This is a genomic window from Rathayibacter sp. AY1C7 (assembly GCF_002931865.1).
GTDB lineage: Bacteria > Actinomycetota > Actinomycetes > Actinomycetales > Microbacteriaceae > Rathayibacter.
This window is the reverse complement of record NZ_PSWB01000001.1, coordinates 200,155-222,849: the sequence shown is the minus strand read 5'-3', so window position 1 is coordinate 222,849 and position 22,695 is coordinate 200,155. Positions and strand designations below refer to the sequence as shown.

Below are 22,695 nucleotides of genomic sequence, written 5' to 3'. Positions count from 1 at the left end.
CGGGGGAGAGGCGGGCGGGCCGCTCGGCCGCTCGGGAGACCGCGATGCCGTCGAGGACCGCGAGGAGAAGCGCGGCGTCGTCGGCGCCGAACGACGCCGCGGGATGCGCGGCGCGCAGCAGCTCCAGGACGACGTCCTCCGTGCGCGACCAGCCGGCGGTGTGGATCGCGCGGATCTCCGGATCGGTGCCGGCGCGGGCGGCGAAGGCGGTCCACACGATCGCGTCGGGGACGTCCTCGTCCGCGACGCACGCGATCTCGTCGCAGAAGACGCGCAGCCGCACCTCGGCCGAGGGTTCGGCCTCCAGGCGGCTCCGCATCCGCTCGCGGAAGCGCTCCTCGACCCGGGCCATCGCGCCGGCCAGCAGCGCCTGCTTCGTCGGGAAGTGGTGCTGGACGGCCCCCACTGAGACGCCGGCCTCGGCCGCGACGGTACGGATGCTGAGGTGCTCCGCCCCGCGGGTCGAGAGGACGGCGACGACCGCCGAGAGGATGTCGCTCCTGCTCTCGCGCCGATCCGGCATGGCGTCCCTCTCGTTCGACTGCTCGAGCAGGCTACGCTCTCGGACATGACCAATACGACCGTATTGCCGCCCCGTGCCGGAGCCGGCCGCCGCATCGCGACCTTGGACGTCGTCCGCGGTGTCGCGATCATCGGGACCCTCGGCACGAACATCTGGATCTTCTCCCACCCCTGGGGGATGCTCGGACTGCTCTCCGTCCCGGTGACGCCGGAGACCTCCTCCTCCGCCGGGACTGCGCAGCTCCTGCTGATGGCGCTGGCGCAGGGCAAGTTCCTCGCCCTCCTCTCCCTCGCCTTCGGGGTGGGCCTCGCGATCCAGCACGCGTCCGCGGTCCGGCGCGGGACGCGCTGGCCGGGCCGCTACCCCTGGCGCGCGACGCTCCTCCTCCTGGACGGCGCGGTCAACTACGTGCTGATCGCGGAGTTCGACGTCCTCATGGGATACGCCGTCACCGGAGCGGTCGTCGCCTGGCTGCTGCTCACCCGGCCGACGACGCAGCGCCGCGTGATCCTCGTCTGCGGCGCTCTGCACGTCGTCCTGATCTCGGCGCTCGTGGCGCTCGTGGCGGCGAGCCCGGACGGTGCCGGACAGGGGCCGACCGGCCGGAGCCCCTACGCGGACGCGTCGTTCCTCGGCCTCGCCCTCTTCCGGCTGCAGAACGCGGGCGTCTTCCGTGCGGAGCCGGTGCTCATCGGGCTCCTCAGCCTCGCGATGTTCCTCCTCGGCGCGCGCCTCCATCGGGCGGGGGTCCTCGCCGCCGAGGGCGCGTCACTCCGCCGTCGCCTGATGGTCCTCGGCGCCCTCGCCCTCCCCGTCGACCTCGCGCTGGGCATCGGGGGGAGCGCCGCCGGTCTGCTCGCCGAGCGCTACCTCGTCGCGCCCCTGGTCGGGCTCGGCCTGCTCGCGGCCCTCGCCGAGGCCTGCCTCCGTCGGGGCGCCGAGGGCTGGGCGGCACGCCGGGCGCAGGAGGTCGGCCGGGTCGCCCTGAGCGCCTACCTCCTGCAGAACCTGCTCGGCGGCGCCCTCTTCTACGGCTGGGGACTCGGGCTGGCGGTGACCGCCGCGCAGTGGCGCGTCCCGGTGACTGTCGGAGCGCTCCTGCTCATCGCGGCGGTCGTCGTGCTCGCGGCGCACCTGTGGCTGCGCCGGTTCGAGCTCGGTCCGGTGGAGTGGCTCTGGAAGCGAGGCGAGCGGATCGGTGTCCGCGCGCCCCGCTGACCGGAGGGGGACCTACGCGAGGAGCTCTGCGGCGCCGGTGCGCAGGGCGGCGAGGCGGGACGAGACGGCCGACCGGCGGGCGTCGGCGTCGGAGTCGTGCGACCAGGCGTCGAGGTAGAGCTTGACCTTCGGCTCCGTGCCGCTCGGGCGCGCGATGAGACGGGCACCGTCCAGGGAGAAGCGGAGCGCGTCGGTCGGGGGCAGCGCGCCGCCCTCGGCGAGCAGGTCCTCGCTCCGCTCGACGGCGAGCCCGCCGATCGCGGTCGGAGGCGTCGCGCGCAGTCCGGCCATGATCCGGCCGATCTCGGAGAGGTCGGTGACGCGGAGCGAGATCTGCTCCGATCCGAAGAGCCCGAACCGCTCGGCGAACGACTCCAGCTCGTCGTCGATCGTGCGCTCCTCGGCGGCGAGCGCGCTCGCGAGGGAGAGGAAGGCGAGCGCGGCCGAGACGCCGTCCTTGTCACGGACCGTCCCGGGGTTCACCAGGTAGCCGAGCGCCTCCTCGTAGCCGAAGACGAGGTCGGGGACGCGCGAGATCCACTTGAAGCCCGTGAGCGTCTCGGCGAAGTCGAGGCCGTAGTCGGCCGCCACGGCACCGAGGGCGGGGGAGGACACGATCGAGCAGGCGAGCGCTCCTCCGGTGCGGCCCTCGCGGCGGGCCTGCTCGGCGGCGCGCCAGCCGAGCAGCGCTCCGACCTCGTTGCCGGTGAGGCGCCGGAAGCCCTCCGGGGCGGAGGCGTCGGGCACGGCGGCGGCGAAGCGGTCGGCGTCCGGGTCGTTGGCCACGATCAGCTGCGCGCGACCGGAGCGCGCGGTCGAGAAAGCGAGGTCGAGGGCGCCCGCCTCCTCCGGGTTGGGGAACGCGACCGTGGGGAACGCCGCGTCGGGCTCGATCTGCTCGACCACGACGGCCGGCTCGTCGAATCCCGCCGCGGAGAGCACCCGGTGCGCCGTCTCCCAGCCGACCCCGTGCATCGCCGTGTAGACGATGCGCAGCGGAGCGGACTGGCGGCCGACGGCGGCCGTCGCCTCGATGTAGGCGGCGACCACGGACTCGTCCGCGAGCCGGTACTCGCCGCGCGGCAGCTCCGGAACGCGCCGGTCCCGCGCGACCGCGAGGATCCGCTCGGCGATGTCGGAGTCGACCGGCGGCACGATCTGCGAGCCCTCGTCGGCGCCGCCGAGGTACACCTTGTAGCCGTTGTCCTGCGGCGGGTTGTGGCTCGCCGTGACCATCACTCCGGCGTCGGCGCCGAGGTGGCGCACGGCGAAGGCCAGTACGGGGGTGGGCAGGAGCCGGGGGAGCAGCACCGCGTCCACGCCGGCGCCCGCCATCAGCGCGGCGGAGTCCTCGGCGAAGACGCGCGAGTTCTTCCGGCCGTCGTAGCCGATCACGACCACGGGCCGCTGGACGCCCTGCGCCAGCAGGAAGTCGGCGAGGCCGACGGCGGCCTGCGAGACCAGCACGCGGTTCATCCGGTTGGATCCCGCCGCGATGGCGCCGCGCAGGCCCGCGGTGCCGAACGCCAGGCGGGCGCCGAAGCGGTCCTCGAGCTCGGCGCGGGCGGAGGCGTCGCCCGAGTCGGAGGCGGTCAGCAGGCCGACCAGCTCCTCCCGCGTCTCCGGGTCGGGGTCCTGGGCGAGCCAGGCCTCGGCGAGCTCCCGGACGTCGGCGCTCACAGGGCGCCCGTGATCCCGGCGAGCAGGCGGGCGAGGTCGTCCTCGGCGTCGCGGCCGGCCTCGAGCACCTCCTCGTGGCTGAGGGGGGTCTTCTGGATGCCGGCGGCGAGGTTCGTGATGAGCGACATGCCCAGCACCTCCATGCCCGCCTCGCGCGCGGCGATGGCCTCGAGGGCGGTCGACATGCCGACGATGTGGCCGCCGATGATCCTCGCCATCTGCACCTCGGCCGGGCTCTCGTAGTGCGGCCCGCGGAACTGCACGTACACGCCCTCGTCCAGCTCAGGACGCGTCCCCCGGGCGAGGTCGCGCAGGCGCGAGGAGTAGAGGTCGGTGAGGTCGACGAAGGTCGCGCCCTCGAGCGGCGAGTCGGCGGTGAGGTTGATGTGGTCGCTGATCAGCACGGGGGTCCCGGGCGTCCAGTGCTCCTTGATGCCGCCCGCGCCGTTGGTGAGGATCATCACCGTCGCGCCCGTCGCGGCGGCGGTGCGGACGCTGTGCGCGACTCGGCGCACGCCGTAGCCCTCGTAGTAGTGGGTGCGGGCGCCGATGATCAGCGCGCGCCTGCCGGTGGGGAGCAGGACGGAGCGCAGGGTGCCGCCGTGCCCGTGCACGGCCGGCTTGGAGAAGCCGAGGATCTCGGTGGCCTCCACCGTCGCGGTCGTCTCGCCGATCGCGTCGGCGGCCTTGCCCCAGCCGCTGCCGAGGGTGAGGGCGATGTCGTGCTTCTCGACCCCTGTCGCCTCGGCGATCTGAGCGGCCGCGCGGGCCGCGATCTCGAAGGGATCGGCGTCGGGGGCGTCGAGCGGGTGCAGGGTCTGGTCGGACATCCTCCCACCCTACCGACGGGCTGCGCGGCGGCGGAGGGCGACTCCCGCGGCTGATCCGACACCCCGCGATTGGGCGAACACTCAGTGAGAGAGGACAATGGGAAGCATGGCTTACGAGTTCGAGCGCGCGCAGAGGATCGCTGTACTCGGAGGGGGGCCGGGCGGCTACGAAGCCGCCATCGCGGGAGCGCAGCTCGGCGCTGAGGTCACCCTGGTCGAGCGGGTCGGAGTGGGCGGCTCGGCCGTCATCACCGACGTCGTCCCGTCGAAGTCGCTCATCGCGACGGCGGAGGCCACCAACGCCATCGGCGAGGCCGCCGACCTGGGCGTGCAGTTCTTCACCCGCTCGGAGCAGAACAAGCCGGTGCGCCCGGACGTGGCGGTCAACCTGGCGACGGTGAACAAGCGCCTGCTCGGGCTCGCGCGCCAGCAGTCCGAGGACATGCGCGCGAACCTGGTGCACCACGGCGTGCGCATCGTCCAGGGGGACGGGCGCCTGGACGGCTCGAACGCCTTGATCGTCGCCACGGCGGCCGGCGGCGAGGGCATGGACTTCGACCGCATCGAGGCGGACACGATCGTGGTCTCGGTGGGCGCCAGCCCGCGCGTGCTCCCGACCGCGGCTCCCGACGGCGAGCGCATCCTCAGCTGGACCCAGCTCTACAACCTCAAGTCCGTCCCCGAGCACCTGATCGTGGTGGGCTCCGGCGTGACCGGCGCGGAGTTCGCCTCCGCCTACCGTGCGCTCGGCGCCCGCGTGACCCTCATCTCCTCCCGCGACCAGGTGCTGCCCGGCGAGGACGCCGACGCGGCCGCCGTGATCGAGAACGTCTTCAAGCGCAACGGCATGGTCGTGCTCTCGAAGTCGCGCGCCGACCGCGTCGAGCGGACCGAGAAGGGCGTGCAGGCCGTGCTCTCGGACGGACGTGTCGTCGAGGGCTCGCACTGCCTGATGGCCGTCGGCTCCGTGCCGAACACGGCGGGCATCGGCCTCGAGGACGCGGGGGTGCAGCTGACGGAGTCGGGGCACATCCGCGTCAACCGCGTCGCCCGCACCAGCGTCCCCTCGATCTACGCGGCCGGGGACTGCACCACGTTCCTCCCGCTCGCCTCCGTCGCCGCCATGCAGGGCCGCACCGGCGTGTTCCACGCCATGGGCGACGCCGTGAACCCGACCGAGGTGCGCAACGTCGCGGCGAACATCTTCACGCAGCCCGAGATCGCGACCGTCGGGTGGAGCCAGCGCGAGATCGAGGAGGGCATCGCGCAGGGCGAGATCTACAAGCTCCCGCTCGCCGCGAACCCGCGGGCGAAGATGATGGGCATCCGCGACGGCTTCGTCAAGCTGTTCGCGCGCACCGGCTCCGGCACCGTCATCGGAGGCGTCATCGTCGCTCCGAAGGCGAGCGAGCTGATCTTCCCGCTCGCCCTCGCCGTGGAGCACCGCCTGACCGTCGACCAGGTCGCGCGGGCCTTCACCGTCTACCCGAGCCTCACCGGCTCGATCTCGGACGCCGCGCGCGCCATGCACATCGTCACCTGACGCGCCACTCCGCCGGGCCGCGCGGGGTGCGGCCCTTCATCGGCAGAGCGCACGACCGGGAATCGCGTGCGAAGCGATTGACGGCAGCGCGACACGACCCGCTCGGCGGTACCCCTCACGTCGAGGAGCCGACCGCGCCGGGCCGCGCGGGGAGCGGCCCGGAACGGGCTCAGACGATCTGGAGGAGCACGTGTCCCGCGGGGACGGTCGCTCCGGCCGTCGCGTCGAGGCCCTTCACGACGCCGTCCTTGTGGGCGGTGAGCGGCTGCTCCATCTTCATCGCCTCGAGGACGACGACCAGGTCGCCGGTGACGACCGTGTCGCCCTCGGCGACGGCGACCTTGACGATGGTGGCCTGCATGGGCGAGGCGACGGAGTCGCCCGTGACGGTGCTGACGGAGGAGGAGCCGCGGCGCTTCGGGGAGGCGGCAGCGGCCCCGCGGGCGGGTCCCGAGCCGACCAGGTCGCCGGGGAGAGTGACCTCGACGCGGCGCCCGTCGACCTCGACGACCACGTTCCGGCGGGCCGCCGGCTCGTCGGTCGCTCCGGGCTCGCCGCTCCAGGCCGGGATCGTGTTCTCGAACTCGGTCTCGATCCAGCGGGTGTAGATCGTGAAGGGCGCGCCGCCCTCGGGGGCGAAGGCCGGGTCCTCGACGATCGCGCGGTGGAAGGGGAGGACGGTCGGCAGTCCGGTGACCTCGAACTCGGCGAGGGCGCGGCGCGAGCGCTCCAGCGCCTGCTCGCGGCTGTCGCCGGTGACGATCAGCTTCGCGAGGAGCGAGTCGAAGGAGCCGGAGATCACGTCGCCGGCGACGACGCCGGAGTCGACGCGGACGCCGGGTCCGCCGGGGGCCTTGAAGACGTGCACCGGGCCCGGAGCGGGGAGGAAGCCGCGGCCCGCGTCCTCGCCGTTGATGCGGAACTCGAAGGAGTGGCCGCGGGGCGCCGGGTCGTCGTAGTCGAGCACGCCGCCCTCGGCGAGGCGGAACTGCTCGCGCACGAGGTCGATGCCGGTGATCTCCTCCGACACGGGGTGCTCGACCTGGAGGCGGGTGTTCACCTCGAGGAAGGACACCGTGCCGTCCTTGCCGATCAGGAACTCGCAGGTCCCGGCGCCGAGGTAGCCGACCTCCTGCAGGATCGCCTTCGAGGCGCGGTAGAGCTCGGTGTTCTGCGCATCCGTCAGGAACGGCGCGGGCGCCTCCTCGACGAGCTTCTGGTGGCGGCGCTGGAGGGAGCAGTCGCGGGTGGAGACCACGACGACGTTGCCGTGCGCGTCGGCCAGGCACTGGGTCTCGACGTGGCGCGGCTGGTCGAGGTACTTCTCGACGAAGCACTCGCCGCGGCCGAAGGCGGCGACGGCCTCGCGCGTGGCCGAGGCGAACAGCTCCTCGACCTCGTCGCGCTCGCGGGCGACCTTGAGGCCGCGACCGCCGCCGCCGAAGGCCGCCTTGATCGCGACGGGGAGGCCGTACTGGTCCACGAACTCGAGCACCTCGGCGGCGCCGGAGACGGGGTTGAGGGTTCCCGGGGCGAGCGGCGCGCCGACCTTCTCGGCGACGTGGCGGGCCGAGACCTTGTCGCCGAGGCGCTCGATGGCCTCGGGGCCGGGGCCGATCCAGATCAGGCCGGCGTCGATGACGGCGCGGGCGAAGTCGGCGTTCTCGGCGAGGAAGCCGTAGCCGGGGTGCACGGCGTCGGCACCGGAGCGGCGCGCCACCGAGAGCAGCTTGTCGATGACGAGGTAGGTCTCGGCGCTGGTCGTCCCGCCGAGGGCGTAGGCCTCGTCGGCGAGGCGGCTGTGCACGGCGTCGCGGTCCTGGTCGGCGTAGACGGCCACGGAGGCGATCCCGCTGTCGCGGGCGGCGCGGATGACTCGGACGGCGATCTCGCCCCGGTTGGCGACGAGCACCTTCGTAATCTTCGGCATGGTCCCCAACCCTAGGGGGCGGCTCCGCCCGGCCCGGCGCGGCTCACCACAAAGAAGCGGAGGGCCTTCGTCGGTTCCTCACAAGGGCGGGACGGGCCTCAGCGGTTCCAGAGCGCGGTCCAGTCGACGCCGAGGCTCCGCACCAGAGTGCGGAGGGTCGGCACCGACATCCCGATCACCGTCGAGGGGTCGCCCTCGATCGCGGTGATGAAGCCGGCGCCGCGGCCGTCGATGGTGAAGGCGCCGGCCACCTCGAGGGGCTCGCCGGTGGCGACGTAGGCGTCGATCTCGGCGTCGTCGATGTCGTCGGCGAACGTGACGGCGGCGGAGGTGACCGCTCCGGCCTCGGCGACGATCCTCCCGCCGCGGTGGTCGACGAGCCAGTGGCCGGAGTGGAGGCGGCCGGTGCGACCGCGCTGGGCGCGCCAGCGCTCCCGGGCCCGCTCCGGCTCGTGCGGCTTGCCGTGGACGACCCCGTCGAGGACGAACGCGGAGTCGCCGCCGAGCACCAGACCGTCGATGTCCGGGCGCAGGACGGCGTGCGCCTTGGCGCGGGCGAGCAGCGAGACGGTGGCGTCCGCGTCCAGCGCCGCGCCCCGCTCCTGCTCGGCCCGGGCGACGGCCGCGGGCTCGTCCACCTCGGAGGGGACGACGACGGGCTCGATCCCGGAGGCCCGCAGCAGCGCGAGGCGCGCGGGGGAGGTGGAGGCGAGGTAGAGGCGCACGAGGGCTCCCTGCGGCCGGGCCCACGCTGTGGGATGCTCGACGGATGGCACAGACCCCGTCCCGAGCATCCGCCCGCCCCGACGGGGCCGACGACGCACTCGGGACCGAGATCGAGCTCGACATTAGCAACGTCGCCCACGGCGGCGTGTTCGTCGCCCGGCACGAGGGCCGCGTCGTCTTCGTCCCGGACGTCCTCCCCGGCGAGCGCGTGCGGGCGCGGATCAGCGAGGTCCGGCACGACAGCTTCTGGCGTGCCGAGGCGCTCGAGGTGCTCGAGGCGTCCGAGCACCGGGTGGAGCACGTCTGGCCCGAGGCCGCCCTCGACCGCCGCCCGGGGGAGCGCGTCGGCGGCGCCGAGCTCGGCCACGCCGACCTGGCCTACCAGCGCGAGCTGAAGCGCCTCGTGCTCGTCGACTCCTTCTCCCGCTTCGCCCGTCGCGAGGTCGAGGTGGAGGTCTCGCCGATCGGCGGGGACGACGCGTCCGGCGGCCTCGGCTGGCGCACGCGGAACCGCCTCCACGTCGACGACGACGGACGGGTCGGCCCCTACGCGGCACGCAGCCACCACGTCGTCACCGTGGAGTCGCTGCCCCTCGCGACCGCCGACTCCTCCCTGGCCGCACCGCTCGGCGAGCGCCTCGCTCCCGGCTCGGTGGTCGACCTCGTCGACGCGGCCGGGTCCGAGGGGGCCGCGGTGCTCGTGCACGACCCCTCCGACAAGCGCGCCCGCCGCGACCGCACGGTGGTGAGCGAGTTCGTCGCCGACCGCACCTTCCGGGTCGACCGCACCGGCTTCTGGCAGGTGCACCGCGGAGCCGCCGCCGCGCTCTTCGAGGCCGTGCAGGCCGCCGTCGACGCGGATGCGGCGGACCCGTCGGCCGCCAACCACGACCTCTACGGCGGGGTGGGCCTGCTCGCCGCGGCGCTGGCCGACCGCCTCGGCGCCGGAGTGCGCGTGACAAGCGTCGAGAGCGACTCCCGCGCCACCGAGCACGCGCTCGAGAACCTGGCCGACCAGGTCGGCGCCCGCGCGGTGACCGCCCGCGTCGACCGCTACCTCCGCGACGTCGTCGCCCAGGCCGATGCGCGCGAGCGGGCGCGGTGGCGCGCGGCGACCGTGGTCCTCGACCCGCCGCGCTCGGGCGCCGGCCGAGCGGTCACCGACGCTCTGGCGGAGCTGCGGCCGGCGCAGCTCGTCTACGTCGCCTGCGACCCGGTCGCGCTCGCCCGCGACGTGGGCGCCCTGACCGGGGCGGGCTACGAGCTGGAGCGCCTCGAGGGCTTCGACCTCTTCCCGCACACCTCCCACGTGGAGGCCGTTGCGCGACTGGTCCGCCGAGAGGACTGACCGCGGGCCCGCGTCTGCGTACCATGGGCGGGATGAAGCCCCACGTCGACGCAGCCGAGGCCCCGCGCGTGCGCGTGGCGATCGTGGACGACCACGAGTCGGTGCGCCTGGGCGTGGCCGCCGCCGTCGAGAGCGCGGGAATGCAGGTGGTCGCCGCCGCCGAGACCGTCCAGGCCCTCGAGAGCACGATCGGCGGCGCCGAGATCGAGGTGCTCGTCCTCGACCTGTCCCTGAACGACGGCTCGAGCATCACCAGCAACGTCAAGTGGGGGCAGGTGCGCGGCTCCGCCGTCCTCGTCCACAGCATCGCGGACCGCGTCGTGGCCGTGCGGGAGGCGCTCGCCGCGGGAGCGGCCGGCGTCATCCCGAAGTCCTCGCCCATGTCGACGGTCGTCGCCGCCATCCGCACGGTCGCCCGCGGCGAGGTGCTCAACAATCTGGAGTGGGCCTCGGCCATCGACGCCGACGACGACTTCGCGCGGGCCGTGCTCGGCCGTCGCGAGCGCGACGTCCTGCACCTCTACGCCTCGGGGCTGCCGCTGAAGCTGGTGGCCGATCGGCTGCAGATCTCGGTGTCGACGGCGAAGGAGTACCTCGACCGGATCCGCGACAAGTACGTCGAGATCGGCCGTCCCGCCCCGACGAAGGTCGATCTGCTGAGGCGCGCGGTGGAGGACGGCATCCTGCCGGGCATCGACCCGGACGACGGCGATGGCGGGCGCTGAGGCGCCGATCGCCCGCCGCAACGCCGGGCGCGAGCGGATCGACCGGATCATCAGCACGGTCGTGTCGTTCTTCGGCTTCGGCTTCGGTGTGCAGACCGTCCCGCCGATCCTCGCCCAGCTGCCCCTGCTGCGCCCCGAGGTGGCCTGGCCGGTGCTGGTGCTGGTCTTCGGATCGCTCACCGCCGCCGTGGTCACCGCCGTGCTGCGGCGGGGCACGCGGATCACGGCCTTCCTGGTCGCGGTCGGCGTCCTCGTCGCCCTCCTGACCTGGCCGGCCGCCGTCGCCACCGGGGGCGCGGACCGCGAGACCCCGTGGATCTGGTATCTGCTGACCATCGGCACCGCCTTCTGCACGATCGCGGCTCCCCTCCGGATCGCGATCGCGTACGTGTCGGTGACGACCGTGCTGTTCGGGCTGCTGCGCGTCCTCCCCTCCGGCGGCGGGGCGGAGCCGACCCGCGCGATCCTCGACGCCGCCTACGTGGGCATCGTCGGCTTCGTGATGCTGGTGCTGATCACCGTGCTCCGGCAGTCGGCCGACCAGATCGATCGCGCGCAGACGACGGCCATGGAGCAGTACGAGGCGGCGATGCGCCAGCACGCCGGCGAGGTGGAGCGGGTCGAGGTCGACGCCCTGGTGCACGACAACGTGCTCGCGACGCTGCTCTCCGCCGCCTCCGCCGAGTCGCCGGCCGAGCGTGCGCTGGTCTCCTCGATGGCGCAGCGCACCCTCGCCGTGCTGCTGCCCGACCACGAGCCGGAGCCGCCCGAGGGGCTGGTCCCGCTCGAGCTCCTGCAACGCCAGCTCGCCCACGCGGCGTCCACCTTCGGGACCGAGATCGCAGTCGCGACGGCCGACGGAGTGGATCCGCGCGCGACGACGCTGCCGCGCCCGGTGGCCGAGGCGCTGCTCGGCGCGGTCTGGCAGGCGCTCGCCAACAGCGTTCAGCACGCGGGTCCGAGCGGCAGCGTCCACCGCGCCGTGCACGGGCTGCTGGGCGACGGCGCGGTGGAGGTCGTGGTGGAGGACGACGGCCGCGGCTTCCGGCTCGCCGACGTCCCGCGCGAGCGGCTGGGCATCCGGCTCTCCATCCTCGAGCGGGTGCACAACGCGCGGGGATCGGCGCGGGTCGACTCGACTCCGGGCGAGGGCACCCGTGTCGTCCTCTCCTGGCGGGCGGACGCGGGAGGAGGGCCGTGATCGCCTACCCGCGCCCCCTGCTCCAGGCGCTCGGCGCCGGCTTCTCGCTGTACCACGTGGTGCTCGCCTTCTTCTCCTTCCGCATCTCCCCGGCCACGCCGGCCGACCTCGTCGCGGTCGCGCTGTACGTCGCGGCGACCGTCGTCGCCCTCTGGCCGGGAGCGACGACCCGGCTCGCCCTGCCCGTCGCGGTCGGGATGACCGCGGTCGCCGTCGCTCTGCCGCTGCTGGTCGCGCCCTCGCTCGATCCGGGTGCCTCCAACGGCTACTCCACCTGGTACATCGCCGCGGTCGGCACCCTCATGACGATCGTGTGCGCCCGCCGGCGCGCGGCCTGCGCCTGGGTCGGCGTCGGCTTCCTGATCGTGCACACCGTGTTCTGGGCCGGCCCGGCCGCGCTGGCCACTCTCGGCGTCGTCGGGGGGATCGCCTGGGTCGCGATCGCGCAGCTGCTCATCGTCGAGCTCGGGCGCGCGGGCTCCGAGGCGCGCGTGCTCGAGGCGGCCGAGCGCGCGGCCGCGTCGTGGCGGGCCGCGGAGGAGGCGCACCTCACGGAGCGCGAGGTCCGGCTGGAGCAGACCCGCGCCCTCGCCGCCGACATGCTGCTGCGCATCGCCGAGCCGGGACCGGGCCTCACCGACGAGGAGCGGCGCGAGTGCCGGCTGCTCGAGGCGGCCGTGCGCGACGAGATCCGCGGCCGGCGGCTGCTGGACGACGAGGTGCGGCGTCTCGTGCTCGACGCGCGGCGGCGGGGGGTGACCGTCTCGGTGCTCGACGACGGCGGCCTCGACCGCACCTCCGAGGGCGAGAGCCGACGGGTGCTGGGGGAGCTCGCCCAGGCTCTGAGCGGGATCCGCGAGGAGGTCGACCGCGTGGTGGTGCGCACCGCGTCGGCCGACTCGGCGTCAGCCGTCACGGTCGTGGGCCTGCGGACGGCCGGCGACGGCAGCGCGGGCGCCCTCGGCTCCGACGACGCGGGGGACGAGGTCGACGCCTGGGTCGAGATCCGGCGCGACGGCGTCGGCGGACGGGACGTCTGAGCGGCGGAGCGCGCTCGGGACGGCGCGGCCGTCCCCATGCGCAGTGACCGGTGGCGACCCGGCCCGGAGGGCGTGCGGATGTCGGATCGGTGCCGCGGGCGGGACGCTCCGGCTCTCAGCACGGCTCAGGTCTCGGCGCGCCCGAACTCTCGGAGCGGACCGATCGTCGGCGCGGCACGAGCGTGAGCAGAGCCGTCGTGAGCAGTGCCCGTCGAGCGCACGGCACGGGATGAGAAGAGCCCGTTAACGGAGTGCGGCGGGCCGTCCACTCCTCCGAAGAGGGGGCCCGGCCCGCCGTTAAACCCCGAGTGAGGGTAACAACCCGAATATTACCCTCACTCGCCCCCAACACACCCGCCTGCTTACCCTGGTCGGCGAGTGATTGGCGGTGCCCCTTCCGAAGGAGGAGCACCGTACGTCCACTAGTGTGCTCGCTCCGCCAGGAGGCGCATAGTCAGCACTTTAGGGGACTAATCGGGGGACAAATTTCACGTTCCGCGTCGCGGATCGCTCGTTCCCCGACGGGCTGCGTCTGCGAGTCCGCTCAGCCGGAGAAGGAGCGCCACGCTCCCGGTGCCGGCCGCAGCGGCCCGCGGACCGCCGCGGCGCGGTCGTTCCAGCCCCCGCTGAGCTCCTGCGGGGTCTCCGGCTCGGCCTCGGTGCGAGAGGTCAGTGCGGTGACGACGGCCGTGACGGCGGCGATCTCGGCGGCGTCGAGGCCGGGGGTGGAGATGACGACGGCGGGTGCGGAGTCGGAGGCGGTCATCCCGTGACGCTATCGCATGCCGTTCACGGCGCCGGTCGGCGGGGCATGGCTATGCTGACGCCGGATGCCGCCGGAGCGTCGTCCGTCCGTTGCGAACAGGAGCGTCCCCGCATGCCGACGTGGTTCCCGAGGAGCGGTGCCGCGGCGCTGCGCCCCCTGCGTCTGCTGGTCCGGAGGTCGCCTGCGGCCGTCTCGGTCGTCCTGGTCCTCCTGGCCGCGAGCGCGATCACGGGGACGCTCGTCGCCCCCGCGGGAGCCGAGACGACGGCCTGGTGGGCGGCGGGCCCGATGACGACCTTCGACGGCCGTCCGTGGACGGCGGTGACCGCCCTCCTGATCGCGGCGGACCCGCTGCAGCTGCTCCTGGACGTCGTGCTGGTGCTCCCGATGCTCCTCGCCGCGGAGCGCCGCCTCGGCTCGGCCCGCACCCTCCTCGCCTTCCTCGTGACCGGCGCCGTCGGGATCGTCGTCGGGTCCTCCGTGCAGTCGATCGGCGCTCTCGTCGGGGAGTGGTGGGCGGGCGACACCGTCAGCGACCACACCTTCGACCCGCTGATCGGCGCGGTCGGCGCCCTCATCGCCTCGACCGCCTTCATGGGCGCTCTGTGGCGTCGCCGGCTCCGGGTGACCGTCTTCGCCGTCGTGCTGATGTTCGTTCTCTACGCGGGCGACTCCGCCGACGCGTACCGGCTCCTCGCGGGCGGCGCGGGGCTCGTGCTCGGCGCGGTGCTCGCGCGGGGAGCGGCGGGGCTGCGTCCGCAGCGTCCGGCGCCGAGCTCGCACCGCGAGTCCCGGGGGCTGCTGGCGGCGGTCGTCGTCGTCACCGCGATCGGTCCGCTCGTCGCCGTCCTCTCGGACTCGGGTTACGGTCCGTTCTCGTTCCTCGGCCGACTGCTGCAGAGCGCCTTCACGGGGACGACGGACCTCGAGGACCCGTGCAGCCGCGCCCTCCGGCACTGCGCGCACCACGTGAAGCTGAGCCTGGTCGCCCCCGGGCCGATCCTGCTGACGTTCGTCCCGCTCCTCCTCCTGCTCGTCGCCGCCTACGGCCTGCGCTCCGGGCGCCGCCTGGGCCTGCTGCTGGCGGTCGGGGTGAACATCGCGATCGCGATCCTGGAGGTCTTCTCCCTCCAGCGCGCCGCCCGTCACCCCGAGTTCCTGTACTACGCCGAGTACCTGCTCTGGGTGGCGACGACGGTGCTGGTGCCGCTGGCCGTCGTGGCGATGCTCGTGATCGGGAGGAGGCACTTCCGCATCCGCGCGCCCCGTGCCGCTGCGAGGCTCTGGACGCGGGTCGTCGCCATCGCCTTCGTCGTGTCCCTCGGCGGCTATCTGGCGCTCTCGGCCGGCGTGCGCACGAGCTTCGAGCCGCTCCTGGGCCTCGGGAGGCTCCTCCTGGACGGGCTGCTGCGCTTCGTCCCGGTGAGCTTCCTCGGCGGCGCCGGACTGCTCGCCGTGCCGCGGGAGCCCGTTGCGCGGATCGTCTTCGAGTGGGTCGGCCCGGTGTTCTGGCTCGTGGTCGTCGTGGCGGTGGTCGCTCTGCTCCGGGCCACCGACGTGCAGCGGAACCGCGGCGACGAGGCGCGGTACCGCGTGCTCCTGTCCCTGCACGGCGCCGGCAGCCTCGGCCACCAGGGGACCTGGGAGGGCAACGCGCACTGGATCTCGGCCGACGGGACCGGCGGAGTCGCCTACCGGGTGATCGGCGGCGTGGCGATCACTCTCTCCGACCCCGCCTGCGCTCCCGAGCGGCGGAAGGATGTCGTGGCCGAGTTCGTGCGGTTCTGCGACGAGCGCAGCTGGACGCCCGTGTTCTACAGCATCCACGACGAGCTGCTCCCCGTCTTCGACCGGCTCGGCTGGTCGCGCCTCTCGGTCGGCGAGGAGACGATCATCGAGCTCTCCTCCTTCGAGCTCACCGGCAAGCGGTGGCAGAAGGTGCGCTACCCGCTCACGCGCGGCATCAAGCTGGGCATCGAGGCGCAGTGGACCAGCTGGCCCGAGCTCTCCCTCGGCATGGCCAACCAGATCGTCGACCTGTCGGAGCGCTGGGTCGCCGAGAAGGCGCTGCCCGAGATGGGCTTCACCCTCGGTGGGATCGACGAGGTCCGCGATCCCGACGTCGCCCTCCTGCTCGCGGTCGGACCGGACGGCGTGCTGCAGGGGGTGACGAGCTGGCTGCCCGTGCACCGGGAGGGGCGCGTGGTCGGCTGGACCCTCGACTTCATGCGCCGCTCCGACGACTCGATGCCCGGCATCATGGAGTTCCTCATCGCCTCCGCGGCGCTGCGCGTCAAGGAGGAGGGCGCCGAGTTCCTCTCGCTCTCGGGCGCACCGCTCGCCACCGCACCGGTCGAGGAGGGGGAGGAGCCTCCGGAGCCGACGGTCCTCTCGCGCCTGCTCGAGTTCCTCTCGCGGACGCTCGAGCCGGCCTACGGCTTCACGTCGCTGTTCCGCTTCAAGGCCAAGTTCCACCCGCGCTACGCGGGCCTCTGGATGACCTACCCCGACGCGCTGCAGCTGCCCCGGATCGGAGCCGCGCTGGGTCGCGCCTATCTGCCCGACCTCTCCGCCGCGCAGGCGCTGGCGTTCGCGCGGGTGGTCGGGGCGAAGCCGGAGGAGAAGCCGTCCGAGGCGTCCGCGGCGAAGCCGGATGCTCCGGCCGCCAGGGCAGGCGCTCCTGCGGCGAAGGCGGGTGCTCCGACTGCCGAGCCGGACGGTCCTGGGGTGAAGGCGGGTGGTCCTGCGGTGAAGGCGGGTGCTCCGGCTGCGAGGGCGGATGCCCGGGAAGCGGAGCCCGATTCCGCGACAGGGGAGCCGGGTGCTCCGGCCGCGGAGCCGGCCGCTCCCGTCGTGCGGCCCGATGCTCCCGCGGAGTCCGCTGCCCGACGGACCGGCCCCGGCTCCTCCGACTGATCGTTCCGCCCCTCCGCCCCGTGAGGAGGTGGGCGCAGCGGAACGCCGCGGCACGGACGGTCTCCCGTCTCCTGCCGCGGCGTCCGAGCGAGCCGGGTCAGAGCGGGATGTTGCCGTGCTTCTTCGCGGGCAGGTTGGCGCGCTTGGTGCGCAGCGCACGCAGCGCCTTGATGACGGAGACACGCGTCGCCGAGGGCTCGATCACGCCGTCGAGCTCGCCGCGCTCGGCCGCGAGGAACGGGCTCGCGACGTTGTAGGTGTACTCGTTCGCCAGGCGCGTCCGGACAGCTGCGACGTCCTCGCCGGCCTCCTCCGCCTTGCGGATCTCGTTGCGGTAGAGGATGTTCACCGCGCCCTGGCCGCCCATGACGGCGATCTCGGCGGTCGGCCACGCGAGGTTGATGTCGGCTCCCAGCTGCTTGGACCCCATCACGATGTACGCGCCGCCGTACGCCTTGCGCAGGATGACCGTGACCAGCGGCACGGTCGCCTCGGCGTAGGCGTAGAGCAGCTTCGCGCCGCGGCGGATGACGCCGGTCCACTCCTGGTCGGTGCCGGGCAGGTAGCCCGGGACGTCGACCAGGGTCAGGATCGGCAGCGAGAACGCGTCGCAGAAGCGGACGAAGCGGGACGCCTTCTCGCCCGCCTCGATGTTCAGCGTGCCCGCCATGGCGCTCGGCTGGTTCGCGATGATGCCGACGGAGCGGCCCTCGACGCGGCCGAAGCCGATCACGATGTTCGGCGCGAACAGCGGCTGCACCTCGAGGAAGTCGCCCTCGTCGACGATGTGCTCGATGACGGCGCGCATGTCGTACGGCTGGTTCGGGCTGTCCGGGATGACCGTGTCGAGGAAGCGGTCCGCGTCGGTCGTCTCGAGGTCGACCTCGGTCTCGAAGACGGGGACAGGCGACAGGTTGTTGTCCGGGAGGAAGGAGAGGAGCGTCCGCGCGTAGTCGAGCGCGTCGTTCTCGTCGCTCGCGAGGTAGTGCGAGACGCCCGAGATCTTGTTGTGGGTCAGCGCGCCGCCGAGCTCCTCCATGCCGACGTCCTCGCCGGTGACGGTCTTGATCACGTCGGGCCCGGTGACGAACATCTGGCTGGTCTTGTCGACCATGATCACGAAGTCGGTCAGGGCGGGGGAGTAGACCGCGCCTCCCGCGGCAGGGCCGCAGATGATCGAGATCTGGGGGATCACGCCGCTCGCCGCGGTGTTGCGGCGGAAGATCTCGCCGTACTTGCCGAGGGCGACCACGCCCTCCTGGATCCGTGCTCCGCCGGAGTCGAGGATGCCGATGATCGGGACGCCGGTCTTCAGGGCGAGGTCCATCACCTTGATGATCTTCTCGCCGGCCACCTCGCCGAGCGAGCCGCCGAAGATCGTGAAGTCCTGCGAGTACACGGCGACCTGGCGGCCGTGGATGGTGCCGGTCCCGGTGACGACGGCGTCGCCGTAGGGGCGCTTCTTCTCCATGCCGAAGGCGTGGGTGCGGTGGCGCACGAACTCGTCCAGCTCGACGAACGAGCCCGGGTCGAGGAGGGTGTCGATCCGCTCCCGTGCGGTCATCTTGCCCTTGGCGTGCTGCTTCTCGATCGCCGCCTCGCCACTGGCCGTGACGGCCTCGTGGTAGCGGTTCCTGAGGTCCGCGATCTTCCCCGCGGTCGTGTACAGATCGGGCGCGGGACGTTCGGTGTTCGCGGTCACCCGCTCACCCTACCGGCGGGGCGGACGCCTCCTCTTGTCGCACTCGCACAGGGAGGGCCGCTCCCGACGGGAGGATCCGGACAAGGGCGGGCCGTCGCGCGCGGCGCTCGGAGCGGCCTCGCGGGAGCCGCCGCTACCGTGGCGGCATGCTCCTCCCGCTCTCCTCCGCCGTCTCCCCCCGCGTCCTCGCGCTCGAGTCGGCGGGGTCGACGAACGACGAGCTCCGCGAGCGGGCGGCCGCCGACCCCGCCGCGTGGCCGCACCTCTCCGTCGTCGCCACCGGCGACCAGCGAGCCGGGCGCGGCCGGCTGGGGCGCGTCTGGCAGGCGCCCGCGGGCCGCACGCTCGCGGCCTCGACTCTGGTCGACGCCTCCGCCCTCGGCGCCGAGGCCTCCGGCTGGCTGCCGCTCGTGGCCGGCGCCGCTCTCGCCCGGGCCCTCGCACCCCTCGTCGACGGGGACGTCGCCGTCAAGTGGCCCAACGACGTCCTGATCGACGGCCGGAAGGTCGCGGGGATCCTCGCCGAGCGACTGCCGGACGGACGGGTCGTCGTCGGCACCGGCGTGAACCTGCTGCTGACGGAGGCGGAGCTGCCGGTCCCGACCGCCACCTCGCTCGCCCTCGCCGGAGCGCGGACGACGAGCGCCGACGAGGTGCTCGCCGCGTTCCTGACCGGGTTCCAGGGCCTGCTGGCTCCGCTGCTCGCCCAGGGCGACCCCGAGGCCTCCGGAGCGGCCGCCGCCGTCCGCGCCTCCTGCGGCACCCTCGGAACGCGCGTCCGGCTCGAGCTGCCCGACGGCACGCAGGAGGAGGGGACCGCCGCCGCACTCGCCCCGGACGGCTCGCTCCTGCTCGAGCAGGGCGGTGCGCTGCGCTCGTTCCCGGCCGGCGACGTCACGCACCTGCGCTCCTGATGGCCAGGACCGACCCCGCCGACCGCGAGCTGGCGCGGCTGACCCCGCGCGCCCGCCGGGCGGTCGCACCGGTCGTCGGCCTCCTCCTGCTCACCTGGACGGGCTTCTACTTCGCCGCGCAGTTCGAGCTCGCCCTGCAGCGCTGGATCATCGGGCTCGGCACCGCACTTCTGGTGCTTCTCCTCTGCGCTCCCGGGATCGCGGGCTGGGCGAGCGTGCGTTACCGCGTCACCGCCTCCGGCCTCAGCGCGCGCCGGGGCGTGGCGTCGATCCGGCGGGCCGAGGTGGTCTTCGATCGGAGGATGGAGGTCGCGGTCGAGCGCTCCCTCGGCCAGCGCCTCGCCCGGTGCGGCGACGTCCGGATCCTGCAGGCGGGAGCCGAGGTGTTCGTGCTGCGGGACCTGCCGGATCCGGAGCTCACGGCCGACCTGCTGCGGGAGGCGATCGGCGCGGCTCCCGCTCTCGAGCAGGAGTGGCCGCCGCCCGCGTGAGCGCGCCGGGCCTCGGTAGCATGGAGCCGCCCCGCGCCAGCGGGCGGAGACGGAGGAGCGCCATGCGCGTCGGCGTGATCGGGGGCGGCCAGCTCGCTCGGATGATGATCCCCGCGGCGGTGGAGCTCGGCATCGAGATCGCCGTGCTCGCCGAGAGCGAGGGCGCCCCGGCGGGGCTCGCCGCGACACGGGTCGGCGACCACCGCGACGAGGCCACCGTGCTCGCCTTCGCCGAGACCGTGGACGTGGTGACGTTCGACCACGAGCACGTTCCCCAGCCGATCCTCCGCGAGCTCGTCGCCCGCGGCGTCGCCGTGCACCCCGGCCCCGACGCCCTGCTGTTCGCCCAGGACAAGCTGATGATGCGGCGCCGCCTGACCGAGCTCGGCGTGCCCGTGCCCGAGTGGGCCGAGGTCTCCTCCGCCGAGGAGCTGGGGGCGTTCCTGGCCGAGCACGGCGGCAGCGCCGTGGTGAAGACCGCGCGCGGCGGCTACGACGGCAAGGGCGTTCGCGTGGTGCGCGGCGCCCACGAGGCGGACGACTGGTTCACCGCCCTCGCCGAGGACGGCCGGGGCGGCTCGCTCCTGGTCGAGGAGCTGGTGGGCTTCCGCCGCGAGCTCGCGCAGCTCGTCGCCCGGCGTCCCTCCGGCGAGAGCATCCTCTGGCCGGTGGTGGAGTCGGTGCAGCGCGACGGCGTCTGCGCCGAGGTGATCGCTCCGGCCCCCGCGTCCGCCGGCCGGCTCGCATCAGCCGCGGCCGAGATCGCGCAGACGATCGCCGACAGCCTCGGGGTCACCGGCGTCCTGGCCGTCGAGCTGTTCGAGACGACGGACGACCGGATCCTGGTCAACGAGCTGGCCATGCGCCCGCACAACAGCGGCCACTGGACGATGGACGGATCGACCACGTCGCAGTTCGAGCAGCACCTGCGCGCGGTCCTCGACCTGCCGCTCGGCGCGACGGGCTGCCGCGATCCGTGGACCGTGATGGTCAACGTGCTCGGCGGCCCGGTGGGGGAGTCGCTGACCGACCGCTATCCGCGGGTGCTCGCCGATCACCCGGGTGTGAAGGTGCACAACTACGGCAAGGAGCCGCGACCGGGCCGCAAGGTCGGGCACGTGAACGCCACCGGCGACGACCTCGACCTCGTGGTCTACGAGGCTCGCGCGGCGGCGGCCGTTCTCACGGACTGACCCGTACGATGGTCGCCGTGACGAGCCTGCCGACCTCCCCGACCCCTGCCGGAGCCCTCTCGTGAGCGCGGACGCGCTCGTGAACGGGCCCGCGCCGCTCGTCGGCGTCGTGATGGGGTCGGACTCGGACTGGTCCGTCATGCAGGCGGCGTCCACCGTCCTCGCCGAGTTCGGCGTGGCGCACGAGGTCCGGGTCGTCTCCGCGCACCGCACCCCGGAGGCGATGATCGCGTACGGCCGCGAGGCCCGCGGCCGCGGCCTGAAGGTCGTCATCGCCGGGGCGGGCGGAGCCGCCCACCTCCCCGGCATGCTCGCCGCCGTGACCTCGCTCCCCGTCGTCGGAGTGCCGGTCCCGCTCGCCCGACTCGACGGGCTCGACTCCCTCCTCTCGATCGTGCAGATGCCCGCGGGCGTCCCCGTCGCCACCGTCTCCATCGGCGGAGCGCGGAACGCCGGACTGCTCGCGGTGAAGATCCTCGCGACCGCGGACGACGCCCTCTCCGCAGCGCTCGACGCCTTCGCCGCCGACCTCGAGGTGCAGGTCGCCGCGAAGAACGACGCCCTGGTGGCGGGTCTGTGACGGCCGTCGCCCTGCCGCTGCGGCACCCGGACGTCGCCTCCCGCGCCTTCATGACGCGGCGGGCGTGGTGGCTGCTGATCGTCAACCTCCTGGTGCCCGGGTCCGCTCAGGTCCTGGCGGGCAACCGCCGGCTCGGGCGCCTGGGGCTCGGCTTCACCCTCGGGCTCTGGGTCGCCCTCCTGGTCGCGGTGCTCCTCTACTTCGTCTTCCCGACCGGCCTCTACACGCTCGCGACCTTCGACCTCTCGATGCTCGCGCTCCAGGCCGCGCTCGTCGTCTACGGGGTGGTCTGGGCCGTGCTGACGCTCGACACCCTCCGCCTGATCCGCGTCGTCCGGGTGCGCCCGCGGATGCGCGGCGTGCTCGCTTTCGCGACGATCGCGCTGATGGCGGTCTCGGTCGGCACCACCGCCTACGGCACCTACCTGCTCGGCGTGACCCGGGGGACGCTGTCGTCGATCTTCGGCGGCGGAGCGATCGAGCAGCCGATCGACGGCCGCTACAACGTGATGCTCCTCGGCGGCGACGCGGGGGAGGACCGCGACGGTCTGCGCCCCGACAGCATCTCGGTGGTCAGCATCGACGCGTCGAGCGGCAAGGCCTCGATCATCGGCGTCTCGCGCGAGTTCGTCGACTTCCCGTTCCCCGAGACCAGCCCGATGCACGAGCTCTACCCCGACGGCTACGACACCGACAACTGCGCCGTCGACGTCTGCAAGCTCAACTCGGTCTACACCGAGGTCGAGCTGAAGCACCCGGAGCTCTACCCCGACGCCGTCGACCACGGCAGCGAGCCCGGCATCGAGGCGATGCGCGACGCGGTCGAGGGCATCCTCGACCTGAGGATCCAGTACTACGCGCTGATCGACATGGAGGGCTTCGCCCAGCTGATCGACGCGCTCGGCGGCATCGACATCGACTACGTGGCCGACGAGCCGCTGCCCCTGGGCGGGCTGCCCGACTCCGACGGCGTGATGCAGGGCGTGAACCAGTGGATCGATCCCGGGCACTGGCACTTCAACGGCGAGCAGGCGCTCGCCTACGCCCGCTCGCGCTACACCACGAGCGACTACGACCGGATGGCGCGCCAGCGGCAGGTGCAGGAGGCGCTGCTCGCCCAGTTCGAGCCGGGCAACATCCTCGCCAAGTTCCAGGACGTCGCGTCCGCCGGGTCCCAGGTCATCAAGACGGACGTCCCGCAGGGGATGCTCGGCTACTTCGTGCAGCTGGGGCTCAAGACGAAGTCGCAGCCAGTGGATCCGATCGAGCTGGTCCCGCCGGCCGTCGACCCGGAGGACCCGGACTACGACGTCGTGCACTCGCTGGTGAGTGCCGGACTGTCGGGCGACTCCGCGCCGTAGACGGCCGG

At 73.6% G+C, this 22,695-nt stretch carries 19 protein-coding genes; 12 read left to right on the top strand and 7 right to left on the bottom strand.

The window, feature by feature from the left end:
• A partial coding sequence (locus tag C5C69_RS00955; RefSeq protein WP_104257100.1) for a TetR/AcrR family transcriptional regulator occupies nt 1-523 on the bottom strand: 523 nt, incomplete at its 3' end.
• 45 nt (nt 524-568) lie between these two features.
• Here C5C69_RS00955 and C5C69_RS00950 point away from each other — a divergent pair.
• Nucleotides 569-1,741, top strand: a complete 1,173-nt coding sequence (locus C5C69_RS00950; RefSeq protein WP_104232833.1) for a DUF418 domain-containing protein — start codon at nt 569-571, stop codon at nt 1,739-1,741.
• 12 nt (nt 1,742-1,753) lie between these two features.
• On the opposite strand, the gene C5C69_RS00945 is transcribed toward C5C69_RS00950, so the two are convergent.
• Entirely contained in the window at nt 1,754-3,421 is a 1,668-nt protein-coding gene (locus tag C5C69_RS00945; RefSeq protein ID WP_104232832.1) for a phospho-sugar mutase, read from the bottom strand.
• Nucleotides 3,418-4,251, bottom strand: a complete 834-nt coding sequence (locus tag C5C69_RS00940; RefSeq protein WP_104232831.1) for a purine-nucleoside phosphorylase — start codon at nt 4,249-4,251, stop codon at nt 3,418-3,420. Before C5C69_RS00940 ends, C5C69_RS00945 begins: the two co-directional genes overlap by 4 nt.
• 106 nt (nt 4,252-4,357) lie before the next feature.
• Here C5C69_RS00940 and C5C69_RS00935 point away from each other — a divergent pair, with 106 nt between their 5' ends.
• Complete coding sequence (locus C5C69_RS00935; protein WP_104232830.1) at nt 4,358-5,794, top strand: NAD(P)H-quinone dehydrogenase; 1,437 nt, start codon at nt 4,358-4,360, stop codon at nt 5,792-5,794.
• Between the two features lie 169 nt (nt 5,795-5,963).
• Here C5C69_RS00935 and C5C69_RS00930 read toward each other — a convergent pair whose 3' ends face one another.
• Together C5C69_RS00930 and C5C69_RS00925 are read right to left on the bottom strand one after the other, a co-directional pair.
• On the bottom strand, nt 5,964-7,724 hold the full coding sequence (locus C5C69_RS00930; RefSeq protein ID WP_104223170.1) for a biotin carboxylase N-terminal domain-containing protein: 1,761 nt from the start codon (nt 7,722-7,724) through the stop codon (nt 5,964-5,966).
• A 98-nt stretch (nt 7,725-7,822) separates the two neighbouring features.
• Nucleotides 7,823-8,449: a nucleoside triphosphate pyrophosphatase gene (locus C5C69_RS00925; RefSeq protein WP_181027094.1), complete on the bottom strand. Its 627-nt coding sequence runs from the start codon at nt 8,447-8,449 to the stop codon at nt 7,823-7,825.
• A 44-nt stretch (nt 8,450-8,493) separates the two neighbouring features.
• On the opposite strand from C5C69_RS00925, the gene C5C69_RS00920 reads away from it, so the two are divergent.
• The 4 genes from C5C69_RS00920 to C5C69_RS00905 are packed head-to-tail and all read left to right on the top strand — an operon-like array spanning nt 8,494 to nt 12,764.
• Nucleotides 8,494-9,798, top strand: a complete 1,305-nt coding sequence (locus C5C69_RS00920) for a class I SAM-dependent RNA methyltransferase (protein ID WP_146080877.1) — start codon at nt 8,494-8,496, stop codon at nt 9,796-9,798.
• Nucleotides 9,799-9,821: 23 nt separating this feature from the next.
• Complete coding sequence (locus tag C5C69_RS00915; protein ID WP_104232829.1) at nt 9,822-10,523, top strand: response regulator transcription factor; 702 nt, start codon at nt 9,822-9,824, stop codon at nt 10,521-10,523.
• The gene (locus tag C5C69_RS00910) at nt 10,510-11,724 is read left to right on the top strand and encodes a sensor histidine kinase (RefSeq protein WP_104232828.1); all 1,215 of its coding nucleotides are present in this window, start codon (nt 10,510-10,512) and stop codon (nt 11,722-11,724) included. Before C5C69_RS00915 ends, C5C69_RS00910 begins: the two co-directional genes overlap by 14 nt.
• Entirely contained in the window at nt 11,721-12,764 is a 1,044-nt protein-coding gene (locus C5C69_RS00905) for a hypothetical protein (protein WP_104225461.1), read from the top strand. The genes C5C69_RS00910 and C5C69_RS00905 overlap by 4 nt, the downstream gene beginning before the upstream one ends.
• 544 nt (nt 12,765-13,308) lie before the next feature.
• Here C5C69_RS00905 and C5C69_RS00900 read toward each other — a convergent pair.
• A complete protein-coding gene (locus C5C69_RS00900) occupies nt 13,309-13,530 on the bottom strand; it encodes an acyl-CoA carboxylase subunit epsilon (RefSeq protein ID WP_104223166.1) in 222 nt (73 codons plus the stop codon).
• Nucleotides 13,531-13,641: 111 nt separating this feature from the next.
• On the opposite strand from C5C69_RS00900, the gene C5C69_RS00895 reads away from it, so the two are divergent.
• The gene (locus C5C69_RS00895) at nt 13,642-16,446 is read left to right on the top strand and encodes a DUF2156 domain-containing protein (protein ID WP_181067741.1); all 2,805 of its coding nucleotides are present in this window, start codon (nt 13,642-13,644) and stop codon (nt 16,444-16,446) included.
• A gap of 97 nt (nt 16,447-16,543) precedes the next feature.
• Here the strand turns inward: C5C69_RS00895 and C5C69_RS00890 are convergent, their stop codons facing one another.
• Nucleotides 16,544-18,148: an acyl-CoA carboxylase subunit beta gene (locus tag C5C69_RS00890; protein WP_104223164.1), complete on the bottom strand. Its 1,605-nt coding sequence runs from the start codon at nt 18,146-18,148 to the stop codon at nt 16,544-16,546.
• Nucleotides 18,149-18,294: 146 nt separating this feature from the next.
• Here C5C69_RS00890 and C5C69_RS00885 point away from each other — a divergent pair, with 146 nt between their 5' ends.
• The 5 genes from C5C69_RS00885 to C5C69_RS00865 all read left to right on the top strand — a co-directional run bounded on the left by C5C69_RS00885 (nt 18,295) and on the right by C5C69_RS00865 (nt 22,687).
• Nucleotides 18,295-19,062, top strand: a complete 768-nt coding sequence (locus C5C69_RS00885; protein WP_104232825.1) for a biotin--[acetyl-CoA-carboxylase] ligase — start codon at nt 18,295-18,297, stop codon at nt 19,060-19,062.
• A complete protein-coding gene (locus tag C5C69_RS00880) occupies nt 19,062-19,553 on the top strand; it encodes a PH domain-containing protein (protein WP_104232824.1) in 492 nt (163 codons plus the stop codon). The genes C5C69_RS00885 and C5C69_RS00880 overlap by 1 nt, the downstream gene beginning before the upstream one ends.
• Before the next feature lie 62 nt (nt 19,554-19,615).
• Nucleotides 19,616-20,746: a 5-(carboxyamino)imidazole ribonucleotide synthase gene (locus C5C69_RS00875; RefSeq protein WP_104232823.1), complete on the top strand. Its 1,131-nt coding sequence runs from the start codon at nt 19,616-19,618 to the stop codon at nt 20,744-20,746.
• Nucleotides 20,747-20,858: 112 nt separating this feature from the next.
• Entirely contained in the window at nt 20,859-21,326 is a 468-nt protein-coding gene (purE, locus tag C5C69_RS00870) for a 5-(carboxyamino)imidazole ribonucleotide mutase (protein WP_104225651.1), read from the top strand.
• The gene (locus C5C69_RS00865) at nt 21,323-22,687 is read left to right on the top strand and encodes an LCP family protein (protein WP_258067470.1); all 1,365 of its coding nucleotides are present in this window, start codon (nt 21,323-21,325) and stop codon (nt 22,685-22,687) included. Before purE ends, C5C69_RS00865 begins: the two co-directional genes overlap by 4 nt.
• The last annotated feature ends 8 nt before the right edge of the window (nt 22,688-22,695 follow it).

Excerpts from the sequence above, each read along its gene's own strand:
- C5C69_RS00950 (WP_104232833.1), top strand. The coding sequence starts at position 569 with ATGACCAATACGACCGTATTGCCGCCCCGTGCCGGAGCCGGCCGCCGC.
- C5C69_RS00940 (WP_104232831.1), bottom strand. The coding sequence starts at position 4,251 with ATGTCCGACCAGACCCTGCACCCGCTCGACGCCCCCGACGCCGATCCC.
- C5C69_RS00935 (WP_104232830.1), top strand. The coding sequence starts at position 4,358 with ATGGCTTACGAGTTCGAGCGCGCGCAGAGGATCGCTGTACTCGGAGGG.
- C5C69_RS00930 (WP_104223170.1), bottom strand. The coding sequence starts at position 7,724 with ATGCCGAAGATTACGAAGGTGCTCGTCGCCAACCGGGGCGAGATCGCC.
- C5C69_RS00920 (WP_146080877.1), top strand. The coding sequence starts at position 8,494 with ATGGCACAGACCCCGTCCCGAGCATCCGCCCGCCCCGACGGGGCCGAC.
- C5C69_RS00915 (WP_104232829.1), top strand. The coding sequence starts at position 9,822 with ATGGGCGGGATGAAGCCCCACGTCGACGCAGCCGAGGCCCCGCGCGTG.
- C5C69_RS00910 (WP_104232828.1), top strand. The coding sequence starts at position 10,510 with ATGGCGGGCGCTGAGGCGCCGATCGCCCGCCGCAACGCCGGGCGCGAG.
- C5C69_RS00900 (WP_104223166.1), bottom strand. The coding sequence starts at position 13,530 with ATGACCGCCTCCGACTCCGCACCCGCCGTCGTCATCTCCACCCCCGGC.
- C5C69_RS00895 (WP_181067741.1), top strand. The coding sequence starts at position 13,642 with ATGCCGACGTGGTTCCCGAGGAGCGGTGCCGCGGCGCTGCGCCCCCTG.
- C5C69_RS00885 (WP_104232825.1), top strand. The coding sequence starts at position 18,295 with ATGCTCCTCCCGCTCTCCTCCGCCGTCTCCCCCCGCGTCCTCGCGCTC.
- C5C69_RS00880 (WP_104232824.1), top strand. The coding sequence starts at position 19,062 with ATGGCCAGGACCGACCCCGCCGACCGCGAGCTGGCGCGGCTGACCCCG.
- C5C69_RS00875 (WP_104232823.1), top strand. The coding sequence starts at position 19,616 with ATGCGCGTCGGCGTGATCGGGGGCGGCCAGCTCGCTCGGATGATGATC.
- purE (WP_104225651.1), top strand. The coding sequence starts at position 20,859 with ATGGGGTCGGACTCGGACTGGTCCGTCATGCAGGCGGCGTCCACCGTC.